Origin of the sequence: Rhodococcus chondri, assembly GCF_036327435.1 — a bacterium.
In the GTDB taxonomy this organism is placed as follows: Bacteria; Actinomycetota; Actinomycetes; order Mycobacteriales; family Mycobacteriaceae; genus Rhodococcus; species Rhodococcus chondri.
Genome location: NZ_JAUZMZ010000004.1, coordinates 48,970 through 65,641 on the forward strand (window position 1 = coordinate 48,970; position 16,672 = coordinate 65,641).

Annotated in this window: 16 protein-coding genes; 6 read left to right on the forward strand and 10 right to left on the reverse strand. The window is 65.8% G+C overall.

The window, feature by feature from the left end:
* Positions 1–59 precede the first annotated feature (59 nt).
* From fadD5 to Q8814_RS01620, 3 genes are all read right to left on the reverse strand, one after another.
* The gene (gene fadD5, locus Q8814_RS01610) at positions 60–1,643 is read right to left on the reverse strand and encodes a fatty-acid--CoA ligase FadD5 (protein WP_330150248.1); all 1,584 of its coding nucleotides are present in this window, start codon (positions 1,641–1,643) and stop codon (positions 60–62) included.
* Positions 1,644–1,915: 272 nt separating this feature from the next.
* On the reverse strand, positions 1,916–2,695 hold the full coding sequence (locus Q8814_RS01615) for an enoyl-CoA hydratase (protein ID WP_330150249.1): 780 nt from the start codon (positions 2,693–2,695) through the stop codon (positions 1,916–1,918).
* On the reverse strand, positions 2,692–3,681 hold the full coding sequence (locus Q8814_RS01620) for an NAD(P)H-dependent flavin oxidoreductase (protein WP_330150250.1): 990 nt from the start codon (positions 3,679–3,681) through the stop codon (positions 2,692–2,694). Before Q8814_RS01620 ends, Q8814_RS01615 begins: the two co-directional genes overlap by 4 nt.
* Positions 3,682–3,933: 252 nt before the next feature.
* Between Q8814_RS01620 and Q8814_RS01625 the strand changes: the two genes are divergently transcribed.
* On the forward strand, positions 3,934–5,178 hold the full coding sequence (locus tag Q8814_RS01625; RefSeq protein ID WP_408015800.1) for a TetR/AcrR family transcriptional regulator: 1,245 nt from the start codon (positions 3,934–3,936) through the stop codon (positions 5,176–5,178).
* 71 nt (positions 5,179–5,249) lie between these two features.
* Complete coding sequence (locus tag Q8814_RS01630) at positions 5,250–5,726, forward strand: DUF4334 domain-containing protein (RefSeq protein WP_330150251.1); 477 nt, start codon at positions 5,250–5,252, stop codon at positions 5,724–5,726.
* Positions 5,727–5,765: 39 nt separating this feature from the next.
* Here Q8814_RS01630 and Q8814_RS01635 read toward each other — a convergent pair whose 3' ends face one another.
* Together Q8814_RS01635 and Q8814_RS01640 are read right to left on the reverse strand one after the other, a co-directional pair.
* Positions 5,766–6,614 carry an oxygenase MpaB family protein gene (locus tag Q8814_RS01635; protein ID WP_330150252.1) on the reverse strand — a complete coding sequence of 283 codons (849 nt, stop codon included), beginning with the start codon at positions 6,612–6,614 and terminating at the stop codon, positions 5,766–5,768.
* Between the two features lie 102 nt (positions 6,615–6,716).
* Complete coding sequence (locus Q8814_RS01640) at positions 6,717–7,394, reverse strand: GntR family transcriptional regulator (RefSeq protein ID WP_330150265.1); 678 nt, start codon at positions 7,392–7,394, stop codon at positions 6,717–6,719.
* 199 nt (positions 7,395–7,593) lie between these two features.
* Between Q8814_RS01640 and Q8814_RS01645 the strand changes: the two genes are divergently transcribed.
* Both Q8814_RS01645 and Q8814_RS01650 read left to right on the forward strand, forming a co-directional pair.
* Positions 7,594–9,114: an aldehyde dehydrogenase family protein gene (locus Q8814_RS01645; RefSeq protein WP_330150253.1), complete on the forward strand. Its 1,521-nt coding sequence runs from the start codon at positions 7,594–7,596 to the stop codon at positions 9,112–9,114.
* Between the two features lie 4 nt (positions 9,115–9,118).
* The gene (locus tag Q8814_RS01650; RefSeq protein WP_330150254.1) at positions 9,119–10,078 is read left to right on the forward strand and encodes an oxygenase MpaB family protein; all 960 of its coding nucleotides are present in this window, start codon (positions 9,119–9,121) and stop codon (positions 10,076–10,078) included.
* A 43-nt stretch (positions 10,079–10,121) separates the two neighbouring features.
* Here the strand turns inward: Q8814_RS01650 and Q8814_RS01655 are convergent, their stop codons facing one another.
* The 5 genes from Q8814_RS01655 to Q8814_RS01675 form a co-directional block, all read right to left on the reverse strand.
* Complete coding sequence (locus tag Q8814_RS01655; protein ID WP_408015801.1) at positions 10,122–11,543, reverse strand: MFS transporter; 1,422 nt, start codon at positions 11,541–11,543, stop codon at positions 10,122–10,124.
* A gap of 147 nt (positions 11,544–11,690) precedes the next feature.
* On the reverse strand, positions 11,691–12,254 hold the full coding sequence (locus tag Q8814_RS01660) for a TetR/AcrR family transcriptional regulator (RefSeq protein WP_330150255.1): 564 nt from the start codon (positions 12,252–12,254) through the stop codon (positions 11,691–11,693).
* Between the two features lie 37 nt (positions 12,255–12,291).
* A complete protein-coding gene (gene recR, locus Q8814_RS01665) occupies positions 12,292–12,900 on the reverse strand; it encodes a recombination mediator RecR (protein WP_330150256.1) in 609 nt (202 codons plus the stop codon).
* Positions 12,901–12,908: 8 nt separating this feature from the next.
* The gene (locus Q8814_RS01670; RefSeq protein ID WP_330150267.1) at positions 12,909–13,232 is read right to left on the reverse strand and encodes a YbaB/EbfC family nucleoid-associated protein; all 324 of its coding nucleotides are present in this window, start codon (positions 13,230–13,232) and stop codon (positions 12,909–12,911) included.
* A gap of 83 nt (positions 13,233–13,315) precedes the next feature.
* Positions 13,316–13,750, reverse strand: coding sequence for an SRPBCC family protein (locus tag Q8814_RS01675; RefSeq protein ID WP_330150257.1), 435 nt, complete (start codon positions 13,748–13,750; stop codon positions 13,316–13,318).
* Positions 13,751–13,883: 133 nt separating this feature from the next.
* Here Q8814_RS01675 and Q8814_RS01680 point away from each other — a divergent pair, with 133 nt between their 5' ends.
* Both Q8814_RS01680 and Q8814_RS01685 read left to right on the forward strand, forming a co-directional pair.
* Positions 13,884–15,314, forward strand: a complete 1,431-nt coding sequence (locus tag Q8814_RS01680; protein WP_330150258.1) for an FAD-binding oxidoreductase — start codon at positions 13,884–13,886, stop codon at positions 15,312–15,314.
* Positions 15,311–16,627 (forward strand): class I SAM-dependent methyltransferase, encoded by a 1,317-nt coding sequence (locus tag Q8814_RS01685; protein ID WP_330150259.1) that lies wholly within the window; start codon positions 15,311–15,313, stop codon positions 16,625–16,627. The genes Q8814_RS01680 and Q8814_RS01685 overlap by 4 nt, the downstream gene beginning before the upstream one ends.
* Positions 16,628–16,672 lie beyond the last annotated feature (45 nt).

Genomic DNA, 16,672 nt, shown 5'->3' on the forward strand with positions numbered 1-16,672 from the left:
AGCCTCTTGCGTCCTGCTACCTTCGCCGCGCTGCGCCCTCCGCGCTGTGCCCTCCGCGCTCAGCCTTGCGCGACCGCAGGCAGGCCGTCCCGCAACTGTCCCTTGACGACCTTGCCGCTCGCGTTGCGTGGCAGCGCCTCGACTATCACCAGTTCCTTGGGGTGCTTGTACCGCGCGAGATGGTCGTTCAGGTATGGCTGCAACTCCTCGACGGTGAGATCGTCGTTGCCTGGCGCCAGCGCGACCACGGCAACGGGAACCTCGCCCCACTTGGAATCGGGACGCCCGATGACGGCGGCTTCGAGGATCTTCGGGTGCCCGAACAGGACGTTCTCGACCTCGGCGCAGTAGATGTTCTCACCGCCCGAGATGATCATGTCCTTCTTACGGTCGACGACGTACACGAAACCTTCGTCGTCGACGCGCACGAGGTCGCCGGAGTGGAACCAGCCGCCGTAGAACGCTTCCGAGGTGGCCGCCTCGTTGTTCCAGTACTCGCGCATCATGGTCGGGCCGCGGTACACGATCTCGCCGACCTGCCCCGGAGCGACGTCGTTCATCTCGTCGTCGACAACGCGGGCCTGGACCGTCGGAATGACCTTGCCGACCGAGCCGAGCTTGCGGATCGCGTCTTCCCCGTCGAGGACACACGTGATCGGCGACATCTCGGTCTGTCCGAACACCGCCACGTTCGAGGCATCCGGGAAGTTTTCCGCCATCGCCCGCAGGATCGTGTCGGAACTGGGTGCGGCACCCCAGGAGATGCTGCGCAGCTTCAACTTTCGCGGGTTCGCCTGTTGCGCGGCGCACACCGCCTGCCACTGCACCGGCACCAGGAACAAACTCGTGACCTGTTCCGCCTCGAGCACATCGAGCAGGGCGTTCGGATCGAACGCGCCGACCGGGTGGATGACGGTGGTCACGCCCAGCATCAGGTTCGGTGCCATCGCGCCGAGCGCGGCGATGTGGAACATCGGCGAGGCACAGAAACCGATGGAGTCGTCGGAGAACAGGTGGAACGCCCGAATGCAGGTGAGCGACTGCGCTTCCATGTTCGAGTGGGTCAGGACGGCACCCTTGGGCCGGCCGGTGGTGCCCGACGTGTACATGATGAGAGACGGGGTGTCGTTGGGGATGTCGACGAGGGAACGCGGCTCGCCGTTCTCCGAGATCAGGTCCTCGTAGGCGAGGGAGTCGCCTTCGGGATCGACGCCGACGACGATGGAAAGGTCGAGTCCCTCGGACCGGGCTCGGGCTGCAGCGGCCAGCGGAACGAGCGGGCCTTCCGCGACGATGGCCTTGGAACCGGAATCGGCCACCAGGAAGGCGACCTCGGGGGCTGTGAGCCGGAAGTTCACCGGCACGGCGATGGCACCGACGGCGTTGGCAGCGAGCACGATCTCGAGGTACTCGGGTCGATTGAGCATCAGGATGATGACGCGGTCGCCGAAGCCGATTCCGCGGCGAGACAGGGCGTCAGCGAGCTTTTCGACCCGCTCGTGCAACTGCATCCAGGTGATCGATTCGCCGGCGAACCGAAGTGCGACGCGGTCGGGGATCATCTGCGCGTGCCGGGCGAGCTGATTGTTCCAGTTGTTGCGGCGGTAGCGCTGCGATTCCGAGATGGCGGAGGGGGCGACCATCGGTGATCCTCTCGTGACGGGGCAAGGATGCGAACACGGCCCGACGCCGCGCGCTGATGTGAGGCACATTACAGGTTGCCGACCGATTGGGCCAGACATTTGTTAACGAGGATTCTTCGACGCGACAGCCCCGCGTATGCGGCGGGGCAGTTCCGTCCAACGGACGGAATGCGGCACCGAAATCACGTCCTAGCACGCTTTTCTCTCGACCCGAAAGCAACTCGCGTACCGAGGCCTTCCTGTGCCACGACGTCGGAAGTGCACGCTGCCTGCTACAAGAATCGCGGTGGCCGTTTCTGCAGCATCGCGGTGGCGCCCTCCACGAAATCGGGCGAGCCGAGCAACTCGACCTGCCCGGACTTCTCGAGATCCAGCGCGGCGTCGAGCGCGGCGAGGGTCGCGGCATTGAGCGACTGCTTGGTCAGTGCGAGGGCGCGGCGAGGTCCCTGGGCGGTGCGTGCCGCGACGGCATCGACGTGCGCGGCGAGTTCCGCATCCGGAAGCGTGCGGGCGACGAGACCGAACCGATCCGCATCGTCGGCCGAGACACGTTCGCCGAGCAGCGCCATCTCCGCGGCCCGCGCACGCCCGATCGCGGCCGGCACCAGCAGGCTCGCTCCACCGTCCGGCATGAGGCCGATGTTGACGAATGCGAGCAGGAAGTAGGCGCTCTCCGCGGCGTAGGTGAAATCTGCGGCGATCGCAATCGACACGCCGACACCCGCGGCCGGCCCGTTGACCGCCGCGATGACGGGCACCGGCACGCTCACGATCGCACGGATCAGGTTGTTCGCGACGTCCATCACCTCGCCGGGATCGACGGGATTCTGCGCGGCGGACGTGAGATCCGCTCCGGTGCAGAATGCCGATCCCTCACCGGTGAGGACGATGGTGCGTACGCGTTCGTCGTGTCCGGCGGCGGTGACCGCGTCACTCAACGCGCGCAAGGTGGGCAGATCGATCGCATTCATCCGCTTCGGGCGGGCGATGGTCAGCCGCAGGATGCCGTCACAGAGCTCCGACCGCAACCCTTCGACTTCGGCGCTGTTCATGCGCGAACCCCCGCACCGGCTCCGACGAACCCGCTCAGGCGATCCGTGATGATCGATTCGGCCTCGGTCACCATGCGGTCGACCAATTCGGCGACGGTCGGGATGTCGTGGATGAGCCCCTGGCTCTGACCGGTCGACCAGATACCGGCGTCGAGGTCGCCGTCCTCGAATACCTTGCGACCCCGTGCCCCGGCGACCAGATGCGCGATGTCGGAGAATTCGGCGCCACGCGACTCGATCTCGACCACCTCTTCGCTCACGGCGTTCGCGGCGACGCGGGCGGTGTTGCGGAGGGTGCGGAAGATCAGCTCGGTGTCGCGTTCGGTGTTCGCCACGATCTGCGCCTTGACCGATTGGGCCACCGGGGATTCGACGGTGCACATGAATCGGGTTCCCATGTTCACGGCGTCGGCCCCGAGCGCGAGAGCCGCGACGAGTCCGCGGGCGTCGGCGATGCCACCGGACGCGATCACGGGTATGTCGAGCACCCGGGTGGCAGCCGGAATGAGGACGAGGCCGGCGACGTCGTCTTCCCCGGGGTGTCCCGCACACTCGAATCCGTCGATGCTCACCGCGTCGACACCGATCCGCTCCGCCTTGACGGCGTGGCGCACGCTCGTGCACTTGTGGATCACCTTGATACCGGCGTCCTTGAAATGCGGCAGGTGGTCGACGGGATTGGCTCCCGCCGTCTCCACGATCTCGATACCCGAATCGATAACGGCCTGCCGGTATTCGGCGTACGGCGGCGGGTCGATCGACGGAAGAATGGTGAGATTGACCCCGAACGGCTTGTCGGTGAGTTCACGGGTGCGGGCGATCTCGCGCACGAGATCCTCCGGGGTCGGCTGGGTCAGTGCGGTGATGAAGCCCAGCGCGCCGGCCTCGGCGACCGCCGCGACGAGTTCGGCGCGGCCGACCCACATCATGCCGCCCTGGACGATGGGATGCTCGACACCGAAAATCTCGGTGAATCGGGTTCTCACGGGTCCTCCTCGGATCCATTCGGATGTGCCGGAGGCCGGCACCTTCCCCTGGGCGACATGCCCGACGATTCTGAAGAATTGTCGTTAACTTTGAGGTGTCGCCACTCGTTTGTCAATACGTTCTGTACTGCAGTTTTCAGGTCAATACTCGATATTGGCCGTTCACTTCACGGGGCCACGGCTGTTACCTTTAGAGTGAGTGAACCTCCCGCGGCACAGTCGCGGACCCCCATGTATCGACAAGGAGTTCCGGTGGCCGAACCCGCGCAGGTCGATGCGCGCACGCGTACAGGCGCCGGCACGCCGCCCTCCACGGTGCGCCGCCGACCGAAGAATCGGAAGGCGCAGATCGCAGCTGTCGCGGCCGAGGCGTTCAGCGAGCGCGGCTATCACGGCGTGAGCGTCGACGAGATCGCAACCGCCGTAGGCATTTCCGGTCCTGCCCTGTATCGGCACTTCCCGAACAAGTACGCACTGTTCCGGCATGCGGTCAACGAACTGACCGACGCCCTCGAGTCCGCGCTCGCCGATCTCGATGCGGGGTCGGGCGAGGACCCGGACGACGAGCTCGACCGCCGACTGCTTGCTGTCATCCGCACCACCATCGAGAACCGTCGCACCGGCGGCCTGTACCGCTGGGAACGGCGCTACCTGTCCGGTGAAGATCGCGCGCAGATCCGCGAGAAGATGGCCGCCATCAACCGGCGGCTCGGCCATAGCATCGCCCGCTTGCGCCCCGACCTCACCGACGCCGACTACGTTCTGCTCGGCACCGCGGTGCTCAGCATCATCGGATCCATCACGACCCACCGTGCGCCGCTGTCGAACCGCCGGCTTCAGCAACTCCTGCTCGGAGCGTCCCGCGCGGTGGTCGCCGTCCCGCTCGCGCCGGCCGAGCACGAGCACGAGCCGACTCCGCGCGCACAGGGACTCGCGGTGTCGAACAAGCGGGAGGTACTGCTGCACGAGGCGGTGCTGCTGTTCGACGCGCGCGGTTATCACGAGGTCAGCATCGAGGAGATCGGCGCGGCCTCCGGGATCAACGCGTCCGGCGTCTACCGCCATTTCCCCAGCAAGGCAGAGTTGCTCGCGGCGGCATTTCACCGAGCTGCCGACCGCCTTGCCATGATCGTCGGCACCGCACTGTCCGAATCCTCCACGCCCGCCGAGGCGGTCGACGCCCTCACCGACGTATACGTCCGGGTGGCATTCGAACACAGCGAACTGATGTCGGTGTACTTCGCGGAGATCGGCAACCTGCCTGCTCACCATCGCAGCGACCTCCGCAATATCCAGCGCCTCAACATCGAGGACTGGGCAGGTCTCGTGGGCGAACTGCGTACCGAACTCTCACCTGTCGAATGCCGCTTCCTGGTGCATGCCGCGCTGAACCTCGTACTCGACGTCGGGAATGTAATGCATTTCCGCGCCACCGAATCCAACCGGCTTCGCGTCCGGCAGATGATGCGTGCAGTCCTACTCGGCACCGCGGTGTGACACAGCCGTGTCCCCCCGGCGACCATGACATCCGGCGCAAAACTCACCTTCGACAACCCCTGGGAGAAGACATGGATGCGGTTCGGGAAGTCGCCGAACTACGGGCGCGCACCGGCAGGATCGATCCACGCGAACTCGACGCGCTGTGGAAGCGTCTCGAGCCTGCGCGAATCGCGGATCTCACCGGTTACCGTTGGCGCGGATTCAGTTTCGACACCGGTAATCGCACCCACCGCCTACTCGGGCAGGCCCGTTGGTACGGAAAGTCGTTCGTCTCGCCCCTCGAGGTACATCCGCTGGTGTGTTACGACGAGAACGGTGAGTTGTTCTCCGACAAGCAGACCGGCCGCGGTGAGGCGAGCCTCTGGGAGGTCGGGTTCCGCGGCGAAGTGACTGCGACGATGGTGTACGACGGCATGGCCGTGTTCGACCATTTCAAGAAGGTCGACGACAACACGGTGATCGGCGTGATGAACGGCAAGGGCAAGCTCGTGTTCGACGACGGTGAGCACTACTGGTTCGGCCTCGAACGCGACGTCGCGCTCTGACCTCTCGGCATACCCCCATCAGGATTCGACCCCCCGGCGTCAGATGATGCGGCGTCGGGAGGCCATGCGGCGGCGCATGTCGCGCAGGTAGAAGGTGGCCGACAGCTGACGCACCCCGCGGGGAATCTTGCGGTACACGGGGGGAAAGATCCTCCAGAACAGGTCGAACCGACGCTGATCGCGCGGGCTCCACGGCAGCGCGAACTCCTCGCGGATCCGCGGGGGCAGCAGCCCGATCGTCATGAAGCGCTGCAACGGCATCATCAGCCGCACCGGCAGTGGGGAGTCGCCGCCGGAGAGCAGGTTCCTCGTGAACGCGCGTACCTTCTCGTCGACCTCGACGGTCGCGATGATGTCGTCCCAGTATGCGTCGAACTCTGCCCGGCTCCTGGGCCACATGTCTTCCTTGACCTGCAACGCCGTTCCGTAGACCGCCGACCGGCGGTAGATTCGCTCGGCATCGGTGTCGGAGAGTGCGCCGAAGATTCGCTCGTACATGGTCACCCCGTTGCGGTACAGCGTTGCCGCGACCCACAATTGGAGTTCGGGATCGAACGCGTTGTAGGTCTCCGCCCGCACCGGGACGTGCGCTTTGTTGACCAGCCGCACGATCTCCTTCCGCTCCGCGGAGGTCCCGAGGGTGACGGCGTAGACGTACGTCATGGTGGTGCGCAGCCGGTCGAGCGGACGCTGCAAAGTGGTGCTGTGGTCGGCGACGCCGTGCCCTACCCCCGGGAGCGCGAGCTGAAGCAGCACGGTCGAGCCCGCGCCGAGCAGCAGCATTGCTTCCCCTACGAAGTCGGCGAGATCGACGGATCCTTCCGGAACGGGTGCGCGTTCCGCGATCGGAACGGTGTGGGGAGCACGTGCGTCGATCCGGGTCACCATGGAGGCCTCCTCGTGACGAAAAGTCGGATGCAGCCTTGCCGTTCGAATTGTGCACACCCGTATTCAGATAGGCAAGGGCGCGGTTGCCGGTGGAGGTGTGCCCTAGTCCGACACCTCCCCTGCCTGCAGTTTCTCCCGGTGCGCGAGCAGGCGTGCCGCGGCGTCGTCGAACTGCAGCAGCGTCTGGCTGATCACCTCGTTGTGATCCCGGGCCCGCAGCGCAGCGATCAACCGGTCGTGGGATTCGACGGCGAGCACACACCAACTCGAATCCCGCGCGTACAGGCGATACGGGATGGTGCGTGCGGCCGTATTGAGAAACCATGCGAGTTTGGGACTGCCGGCGATGCGATTGAGCTCGCGGTGGAATTCGAACTCGGCCTCGGCTATCCGCTCGACGTCGGGCATCACCCCTTCCCGGAGGGTGACCAACTCGCGCAGCGCGTGGTTGCAGGCCGTCAACCGGTCGAGGTCGTCGTCGTCGGCCCGGTCCACAGCGCGAAGCGCGAGTTCGACGGCGATCTGGCCCTGCAGCCAGAAGATGTCGTCGACGTCGGTCGAGGTCATCGGCGCCACGCGGTAGCCACGGTTGGGCGCCGATTCGACCATGCCCTCGCCGCGTAACGTCAACAGCGCTTCACGAACCGGGGTGACACTGACCCCCAATTCGGCTGCGGTCTCGTCGAGCCGGACGAAATCGCCCGGCCGGAGGGCACCGGCCATGATCATCCCGCGAAGGTGATCCGCGACTTCGTCCGAGAGCTGCGGCCGTCGGCGCATCCTCGACGTTCCGGCTCCTCCGCCGCGCGCCTCCTTTACCGGCCCGGGGGTATGTATCGGTGCTGCCATCTCGTCTCCTGACCGTCCTCGCCATTACCGCCTCAGGGGCTTGTCCAGTCGGTACGAGGAGCCTAATGTGAGGTCCACTACAGCTATCACATCAAATATATGTGATGTGGTCCGTCAGGAAGCGTCGAAAATGACCCAGAATCTCAGCACGTCGGAGACCACGGACGCCGCCGGCGACCAGTCCTCCCCCACCTTCGCCAGCCTCGACCCACGCAGCGGGGACGTGATCGCCGAGTACCCGGTCGACGGACCCGCCGCGGTCGAGGAGGCCGTCGACCGCGCCCGGATCGCCGCGCGCTGGTGGGAGGCGCAGGGCTTCCGTGGTCGCCGCGAATGGCTGCTCGAATTCAAGAAGGCGATCGCCTCCGATGCCGCCTCGCTCGCGAATGTCGTATCCCGCGAAACCGGCAAGCCGTACGGCGATGCGTTCCTCGAGGTGATGCTCGCCGTCGAACACCTCAACTGGGCTGCGCACAACGCCAAGAAGGTGCTGAAACCGCGCAAGGTGCCGTCGGGGCTCGCCAGTTTCAACCAGGCCGCGACACTCGAGTACAAGCCGCTCGGCGTCGTCGGTGCCATCGGTCCGTGGAACTACCCGGTCTACACGCCCATGGGTTCGATCGCGTACGCCCTGGCCGCGGGGAACGCCGTCGTCTTCAAACCCAGCGAGCTCACCCCCGGCGTCGGAAAGTGGCTCGAGGGCAAGTGGAACTCGATCGCTCCCAGCCAGCCGGTCTTCCAGGTGATCACCGGCCTCGGCGAAACCGGCTCCGCGCTGGTCCGCGCGGGTGTCGACAAGGTTGCCTTCACCGGTTCCGGCCCGACGGCACGCAAGGTCATGGCAGCGTGCGCGGAAACACTGACCCCCCTCGTCGCCGAGTGCGGCGGTAAGGACGCGATGATCGTCGCGGCCGACGCCGACATCGACAAGGCCGTCGAGTTCGCGGCGTTCGGCGCCTTCGGCAATGCCGGGCAGACGTGCGCGGGTGTCGAACGCATCTATGTCGTCGAACCCGTCTACAAGCAGTTCCTCGACAAGCTCGCCGCCACCGTCACGCGCGCTCGGCCCGGGGGCGACAAGGATTCGACCTACGGCCCGATGACGCTGCCCCGCCAGATCGACATCGTCCGCAGCCACGTCGAGGACGCTCTGGCCAACGGTGGCAGAGCCGTGCTCGGCGGTCTCGAATCCGTACACGATCGGATCGTCGAACCCGTCATTCTCACCGACGTGCCCGAAACCTCCAGCGCGGTGTGCGAGGAGACCTTCGGGCCCACGGTCGTGGTCAACAAGGTCCGCGACCTCGACGAAGCCGTCGAACACGCCAACGGCACCAATTACGGTCTGGGCGCATCGATCTTCATCGGCGACAAGGCGAAGGGCCGTGAGCTCGCCGAGCGCTTGCGCAACGGCATGGTGTCGGTCAACTCGGTGCTCGGCTTCGCCGGCATCCCGTCGCTTCCGTTCGGTGGCATCGGCGAGTCCGGATTCGGCCGGATCCACGGCGCCGACGGGCTCCGCGAATTCAGCCGGTCCAAGTCCGTCACCGTCGAGAAGTTCAGCTCTCCGCTCAAGCTGATGAGCCTCGAACGTCCGGCACGGGATCTGAAGATCTCCGCGCTCATGCTCGAGCTCATGCACGGAAGGTGACCGGATGACGACCACGCCCCCGCGCAGCCGAAGCCGCAAACCGGCCGTCGTCGCGTCGCCGGAAGCGAAAACCGAGAAGGCGAGCACCTTTCCACCACCGAACCGGGATCCGCGAGCGAAGCTCGGGCGCAACGGCTGGGTGGAGGTCATCGAGACACTCGACCCGGTCACCCGGCACCAGGACATCGTCCGGATCACCGCCGGCTACGAATTCCCGTGGGACTACCAGCGCTCACTCGAGTTCGCGCTGTTCCGCACGTACTGCGTGCCGACCATTTCCGAGTTGCTCGCACGCACCGGGGAATTCGAACATCGACCCCAGAAGCGCTACGACGACACGGCACTGCTCATGGCGGAGTTGATCGAGCACGGCTACGACGCCGAGCGCGGGCGGGAGTCGCTGCGCAACATCAACCGCATGCACGGTAAGTACTCGATCGACAACGACGACATGCTCTATGTGCTGTCGACGTTCGTGTACGACCCGCTCGATTGGATCGACAAGTACGGGTGGCGTCGCCTGCATCCGAACGAGCGGCTCGCGTCGTACTACTTCTACCGGCAGGTCGGCATCCGGATGGGGATCAAGGACATCCCGGAGACGTTCCAGGATTTTCACCGGTTCAAGCTCGAGTACGAGCGCACCCACTTCGTCTACAGCGACGACAATCACCGCATCGGCACGTACACGCTCAACCTCTTCAAGTCGTGGTACCCGGCGTCTCTGGGCCCTGCTGTCGAGAAGGTCGTGTACTCGCTGATCGACGACCGGATGGCCTCCGCGTTCGGGTTCCCGAAGGGTTCGGCGCGCATGCGCGCGATCGCCGAATCCGCTCTCCGGGCGCGTTCCGCGCTGGTACGGCGCCTGCCGAAGCGCAGGATCTCGGTGGCGTCGGGGAATGCGAAGAACCGGACCTATCCGGGCTACCCGCTGGGGTACCGACCGAAGGACCTCGGCGTGTGAAGCACCGGCCTGGGGGACAGGAGACCGGCCCCGTCTGCTCGGCCTACACGGCCGAGGGGCGGGGCCGGCGCTTGTGCGCAGACGGCAGTGCGAATGCGGCGGCGAAGACGATCACGGCACAGGCCGCGCACACCACGTAGGCGATGACGAAGCCGCCGACGCCGATACCACCTGCGAGCGTATGCGCGGCGAGCACGGAGGCGACCACCGCGGAACACATGGTGCTTCCGACCGTCCGCAACAGCACGTTGACGCCGTTGGCGGCCGCGTTCTGCGACAGCGGTACCGCACCGAGAAGCAGCACGGGCAGCGTGCAGTACACGAAGGACGTGCCGATCGCGGCGACGAAGATCGCTGTCACCACGACGCCGAGCGGCTTGTCCGGTACCGCGTGCACGCTGTAGCCGGCGACCAGGAACAGCGCGCCGAGCATGATCGTGGCCTTCGGCCCGAATCGTTCGGAGATGCGCGAGGCGACGATCGCGAAGATCATCATGGCGATGCTCGCAGGGAGCTGACACAGCGCGGCCTGCAGGATTGTCAGGTCGTATCCGGCACCGCGGTCCGACGATGCCTGAAGCAACTGAGTGGTGATGAGGGTGTTGCCGTAGAACGCGAACCCGACGAGCAGTGCGGACAGGTGCGGCATGAGCACCGCGCGCTGCGCCGACACCCGTAGGTCGACGAGGGGGTTGCGGTTGCGCAGCTGCTGAAGGCCCCAGGTCGCGAAGAAGACGGCGGACGCGACGAACATCGACAGGATCGCGGGGCTACCCCACCCCCACGTACTTCCCTGGGTGATGGGAACCAGCAGGCAGATCAGAGCCGCCGACAATCCCGCGGCACCGACGGTGTCGAAACGACCGCCGGTCCGCGAACGCGATTCGGGCACCACCATCCACGCTGCGATGCCCACGCCGGTCCCGATCGCCGTCGTCACCCAGAAGAGCAGATGCCAATCGGCGAACTGGACTATCGCCGCGGCGAACGGAATACCGATGGCGGTGCCGATCCCGAGAGTGGAGCTGAGGACCGCGATGGATCGGTCGACGCGGTCGCGGGGCAACACTTCGCGCAGGATCGCCATGCCGATCGGCAACACGGCCGCGCCCGCTCCTTGCAGGCCACGGGCAGCGATCAGCAGTCCGATGTTCGAGGTCAGTGCGCACACCACCGAGCCGAGCGTCATCAGGGAAAACGCGATGAGCAGCATCCGCTTCTTGCCGATCATGTCGGCCAGACGCCCGAAGATCGGCGTCATCACGGCACCGACCAGCAGTGTGGAGGTCACGAGCCACGACACCGCGGTGGGACCGGCGCCGGTGAAGCCGGGCATGCTCGGCAGCAGCGGAACCATGACCGTCTGCATGATCGCCTGGAAGATCGCCCCGACCGCCAGCACAGGGAAAACGAAGCGGCTACCGGGCTTGCGGGCCGCGCGACTCGGCTTCGGGGTCGACCGCAGCACGGGGCGCTGCAGTTTGGGGACATGCAGCCGGAGGGGGAGTGACACGGTCACGGTCCCTCCTCCAGATAGGTAAATGGCTGTTCACCACAATAGGTGAACAGCCATTTACCACACAACCCGGGCGACGAGTTTTCTCAACCCATCTCAGGAATCCAGAAGTTTCTGCACGAGCGGCGCATACTTCGCCACCACCTCGTCCACCGACCCGGCCGCGTGCTCCTGCATCATTCGGCGCCGCATGAACGCCAGCCCCATGAGCATCGATAACACGAGTTCGGCGCGCATCCGCGCGTCCGGACCCGACAGCCGCTCGGCGAGCGCGCCGATCATCTGCGTCGAGTAGTTCTCACGAAGCTTGCGGTTGTTCTCCTCGCTCGCTCCGCTCATGAAGAGGATGTTCATCGACAGCGGCTTGTAGGGGACGAGTGGACGCGCGAACATCGCCACCATCCGCTCCCCCAGCGTTTCGAGCGGACCCTCCAACAACAACAGAGCGGAAGCCTTGAAATCGACCAGCTCGTCGTACAGCTGCTCCTTCGATCCGAAGTACTTGATGATCAGCGGCGCGCTGACCCCCGCATCCTCCGCGATGTCCTTGAGGGTGATCTCCCGATACGGACGCGTCGCGAACGCCAACCCCGCCGCATCCAGGATCAGATGCCGAGTCTCCTCGGACGTGCGCCGACGCTTCTCCGGTTCCTCTGTCACCGCCCTGCCTGTCACCACTCCCCCTCGCCGCGTCCCGTCACATCGCCCGCCGTCCCGACAGCGCCCGGCCCAATGTCAGTTCGTCCGCGAACTCGAGGTCGCCGCCCATCGGCAACCCCGATGCCAGGCGCGTCACCGACAGCCCCGGGAAATCGCGCAACATCCGCACCAGGTAGGTCGCGGTCGCCTCCCCCTCGGTGTTCGGGTCGGTCGCGATGATGACCTCGGAGACGTCGACACCGTCCTCCTGATTGCCGATCCGGGTGAGCAGCTCACGGATACGCAGCTGATCCGGGCCGACACCGTTGAGCGGATCGAGTGCGCCGCCGAGTACGTGGTACCGGCCCCGGAACTCGCGGGTGCGCTCGATGGCCTGCACATCCTTGGGCTCCTCGACGACACAGATCTGTGTCCGGTCGCGGCGCGCATCCGCGCAGATCCGGCACCGTTCGTGATCGGACACCGTTCCGCACACCTCACAGAACCGCACCCCGTCGCGCACCTTCTGCAGCGCCGCCTGAAGACGGTCGATCTCCGGCGGTTCCACCGACAGCAGGTGGAACGCGATGCGCTGCGCGCTCTTCGGGCCGACGCCGGGCAGCTTGCCCAGTTCGTCGATCAGATCCTGAACCGGTCCCTCGTACACGGACGCCTCTAGAAGCCGGGCAGGCCGGGAATGCCACCGCCGAGGCCCCCGGCAAGCGGTCCGAGCTTGTCGGCCGCGATTTCCTGTGCCTGCGCCGACGCATCGGCGATCGCGCCGACCACAAGGTCCTGCAGGGTCTCGACATCGTCGGGATCGACGACCTTCGGATCGATGTGCACGGCGACGACCTCGCCCGTGCCCTTCACCGTCGCAGTGACCAGCCCACCGCCGGCCTGGCCGGTGACCTCCGTCTGCGCCATCTCGTTCTGCGCAGCCATCAACTGCTGCTGCATCTGCTGCGCCTGGGCCATGAGTTGTTGCATGTCGGGCATTCCACCGGGTTGCACGGACAGTCCTTTCCGAAAAGTTGTCTACGAGGGTAGTCGCACGCCGGTTCCGGCGGCACGACCTGCGATCATTCCAGTTCGCGCTTCAGGTTCTCCAGCACCTGCTGCTGGATCTTGCGCAGACCGAGAGGCGCGAACGTCTTCTCGAAGAACCCACCGATACCGCCGGCACCTTTCCATTGGGTGAGCACCACTACCGTCGAACCGGTTCCGTGCGGCACCACACTCCATGTGGTGACGAGCGACGAATTGGCGTCGGTCTCGGTGATTGTGCTTCCCGACACCGACACCGTGGCCTGCACATCGCGCTGCCGCTTCTCGGTGGCCTGCAGAATCCAATGCACCACCGTGCCGTCACCCCGGCCGCCCGAGATCACGCGGTAGTCGCGGTAATGCTCGGAAAGGATGCGCGGCCGCACCGTCTCGTAGTCGGCGAGCGCCGCGGTCACCTTGTCCGGTGCCGCAGCCAACTGGATCGAACTGCTTGCGCTTACCTGTGCCACGTCTGTCTCCTCTGGGATGTTGTTGTGGTCCGGCGTTTCTGCCGCCGCCCATACTGCCCGTAAGTAACAGGACGGCCGGCGCTCGCAGGTCTATGGTGGTCTCACCACTGATGCGATGCTGCAGGGGAGTCGTATGCTGAGAATGCCACGTGTCACGGTCCCGCTCGGGCCCTCGGGGCACCGCTCGGGAGTCGAGCGTCTGCTGAGCTCCTACCGAAACATCCCGGCGGACGCGCCAGTGCGCCTGGCCAAGAAGACATCCAACCTTTTCCGTGCCCGAGCCGCCATCGCGGCACCCGGGCTCGATGTTTCCGGGCTGGGCGGCGTCATCAGCGTCGATCCGAAAGCCCGCACCGCCGACGTCTCGGGCATGTGCACCTATGAAGATCTCGTCGACGCCACGCTACCGCACGGGCTCGCACCGCTGGTGGTGCCGCAACTCAAAACCATCACCCTCGGCGGGGCCGTGACCGGCCTCGGCATCGAATCCACCTCTTTCCGCAACGGACTGCCCCACGAATCCGTGCTCGAGATGGACATCCTCACCGGTTCGGGCGAGATCGTCACCGTCACTCCCCACGGCGAGCACGCCGACCTCTTCCGCGGTTTCCCCAATTCGTACGGTTCCCTCGGCTACGCGACGCGCCTGCGGATCGAGCTCGAACCCGTGAAGCGGTTCGTCGCGCTCCGTCATCTGCGGTTCGATTCGCTCGGTGACATGCAGGCCGCCCTCGACCGCATCACCGCCGAGCGTGTCCACGCCGGAATCGCAGTCGACTACATCGACGGTGTCGTGTTCTCCGCGGACGAAAGCTACCTCACCCTCGGCACCGGCACCGACGAACCCGGGCCCGTGAGCGACTACACCGGCGCCGAGATCTACTACCGGTCGATCCGGCACGCGTCCGTCAACCATCCCAAGACCGACCGGCTCACCATCCGCGATTATCTGTGGCGATGGGACACCGACTGGTTCTGGTGCTCGCGGGCTTTCGGCGCGCAGAACCCCACGGTGCGCCGCATCTGGCCGAAAAAGTTGTTGCGCAGCAGCTTCTACTGGAAGCTCATCGCCCTCGACCACAAATACTCGGTGGCCGATCGCATCGAGGCACGCAAAGGCAACCCGCCGCGCGAGCGCGTCGTCCAGGACGTCGAGGTGCCCATCGAACGCACCGAGGAGTTCCTCCGGTGGTTCCTCGCAGAAATCCCGATCGAGCCCATCTGGCTGTGCCCGCTGCGGTTGCGCGAAAGCAGCGCCTCGCTCGATGCACAACGCCCCTGGCCGCTGTATCCGCTCGAACCGAAACGCACCTACGTCAACGTCGGGTTCTGGTCGTCGGTTCCGGCCGTCCCCGGCGAAATCGAAGGCGCCGCAAACCGTCTCATCGAGCACAAGGTCGCCGAACTCGACGGTCACAAGTCGCTGTATTCGGATTCGTACTACACCCGCGACGAGTTCGAACGACTGTATTACAGCGGTGGCGAATACACCGCACTCAAACAAAAATACGACCCCCGGTCCCGCTTGCTGGACCTCTTCTCGAAGGCGGTGCAACGAAAGTGACCACGTTCAAGCCCGACCCCTCCACAGTCACACGATCGACCGACGACAAGCTGCCTCTTGCAAACATTGTCGAGATCGTCACGGGCGGCGCCATGCCGTTGCGGTTCACGGCGTACGACGGTTCGGCCGCGGGTCCCCACGATTCACCGTACGGCCTCCACCTCGCCTCCCCCACGGGCGCGACGTACATCGCGACCGCACCGGGCGACCTGGGCATGGCCCGCGCGTACGTCTCCGGCGACCTCGAACCCAAGGGCGTGCATCCCGGCAACCCCTACCCCTTGCTCGAGGCGCTCGGCGACCTGCACTTCGAGCGTCCACCGGCCCGCGTCCTCGCGCACATCGCCCGGTCGCTCGGCACCGAACTGCTCCGGCCGATTGCGCCGCCACCCCAGGAGCACCTGCCCCGGTGGCGGCGTATCGCCGAAGGCCTGCGGCACTCGAAGAATCGCGACGCCGAGGTCATCCACCACCATTACGACGTGTCCAACACGTTCTACGAGCACGTGCTCGGTCCGTCGATGACCTACACCTGCGCACTGTTCGATTCGGAGAGCCAGAGTCTCGAGGACGCGCAGGAGAACAAGTACCGACTGATCTTCGAGAAGCTGCGGCTGCAACCCGGCGACCGGCTCCTCGACATCGGTTGTGGCTGGGGCGCAATGGTGCGCTTCGCCGCGCGTCGCGGCGTGAAGGTACTCGGCGTGACACTGTCGCGCGAGCAGGCGGAGTGGGCGCAGAAGGCCATCGCCGAGGAAGGACTCGGTGACCTCGCCGAGGTGCGGCACTCCGACTACCGCGACGTCACCGAAACCGGATTCGACGCGATCTCGTCGATCGGACTCACCGAGCACGTCGGCGTCGGAAACTATCCGGCATACTTCCGGTTCCTGCACGACAAGTTGCGGGTGGGCGGTCTGCTCCTCAACCACTGCATCACCCGCCCGCACAACCGCGGTCGCGTGAAGGCCGGCGGCTTCATCGACCGGTACATCTTCCCCGACGGCGAGCTCACCGGCTCGGGCCGCATCATCACCGAGGCCCAGAACGTCGGGTTCGAGGTGGTGCACGAGGAGAATCTCCGTCAGCACTACGCGTACACGCTGCGCGACTGGTGCGTGAATCTCGAAAAGAACTGGGACGCTTGCGTCGCCGAGGTCGGCGAGGGCACAGCGCGGGTGTGGGGCCTGTACATGGCCGGATCCCGGCTCGGCTTCGAACGCAACATCGTGCAGTTGCACCACGTACTCGGCGTCAAACTCGGGCAGGACCAGAAGCCGCAGGTCCCCCTCCGCCCCTGGTGGGTCGCGTAGGCGGCTCCGCCGCCCGTGCGCGGTTCCGGGAGCGGTCGCTACCGG

Excerpts from the sequence above, each read along its gene's own strand:
- Q8814_RS01640 (WP_330150265.1), bottom strand. The coding sequence starts at position 7,394 with ATGCGCCGACGGCCGCAGCTCTCGGACGAAGTCGCGGATCACCTTCGC.
- Q8814_RS01635 (WP_330150252.1), bottom strand. The coding sequence starts at position 6,614 with ATGGTGACCCGGATCGACGCACGTGCTCCCCACACCGTTCCGATCGCG.
- Q8814_RS01645 (WP_330150253.1), top strand. The coding sequence starts at position 7,594 with ATGACCCAGAATCTCAGCACGTCGGAGACCACGGACGCCGCCGGCGAC.
- Q8814_RS01680 (WP_330150258.1), top strand. The coding sequence starts at position 13,884 with ATGCTGAGAATGCCACGTGTCACGGTCCCGCTCGGGCCCTCGGGGCAC.
- Q8814_RS01615 (WP_330150249.1), bottom strand. The coding sequence starts at position 2,695 with ATGAACAGCGCCGAAGTCGAAGGGTTGCGGTCGGAGCTCTGTGACGGC.
- Q8814_RS01670 (WP_330150267.1), bottom strand. The coding sequence starts at position 13,232 with ATGCCCGACATGCAACAACTCATGGCCCAGGCGCAGCAGATGCAGCAG.
- Q8814_RS01650 (WP_330150254.1), top strand. The coding sequence starts at position 9,119 with ATGACGACCACGCCCCCGCGCAGCCGAAGCCGCAAACCGGCCGTCGTC.
- Q8814_RS01630 (WP_330150251.1), top strand. The coding sequence starts at position 5,250 with ATGGATGCGGTTCGGGAAGTCGCCGAACTACGGGCGCGCACCGGCAGG.
- fadD5 (WP_330150248.1), bottom strand. The coding sequence starts at position 1,643 with ATGGTCGCCCCCTCCGCCATCTCGGAATCGCAGCGCTACCGCCGCAAC.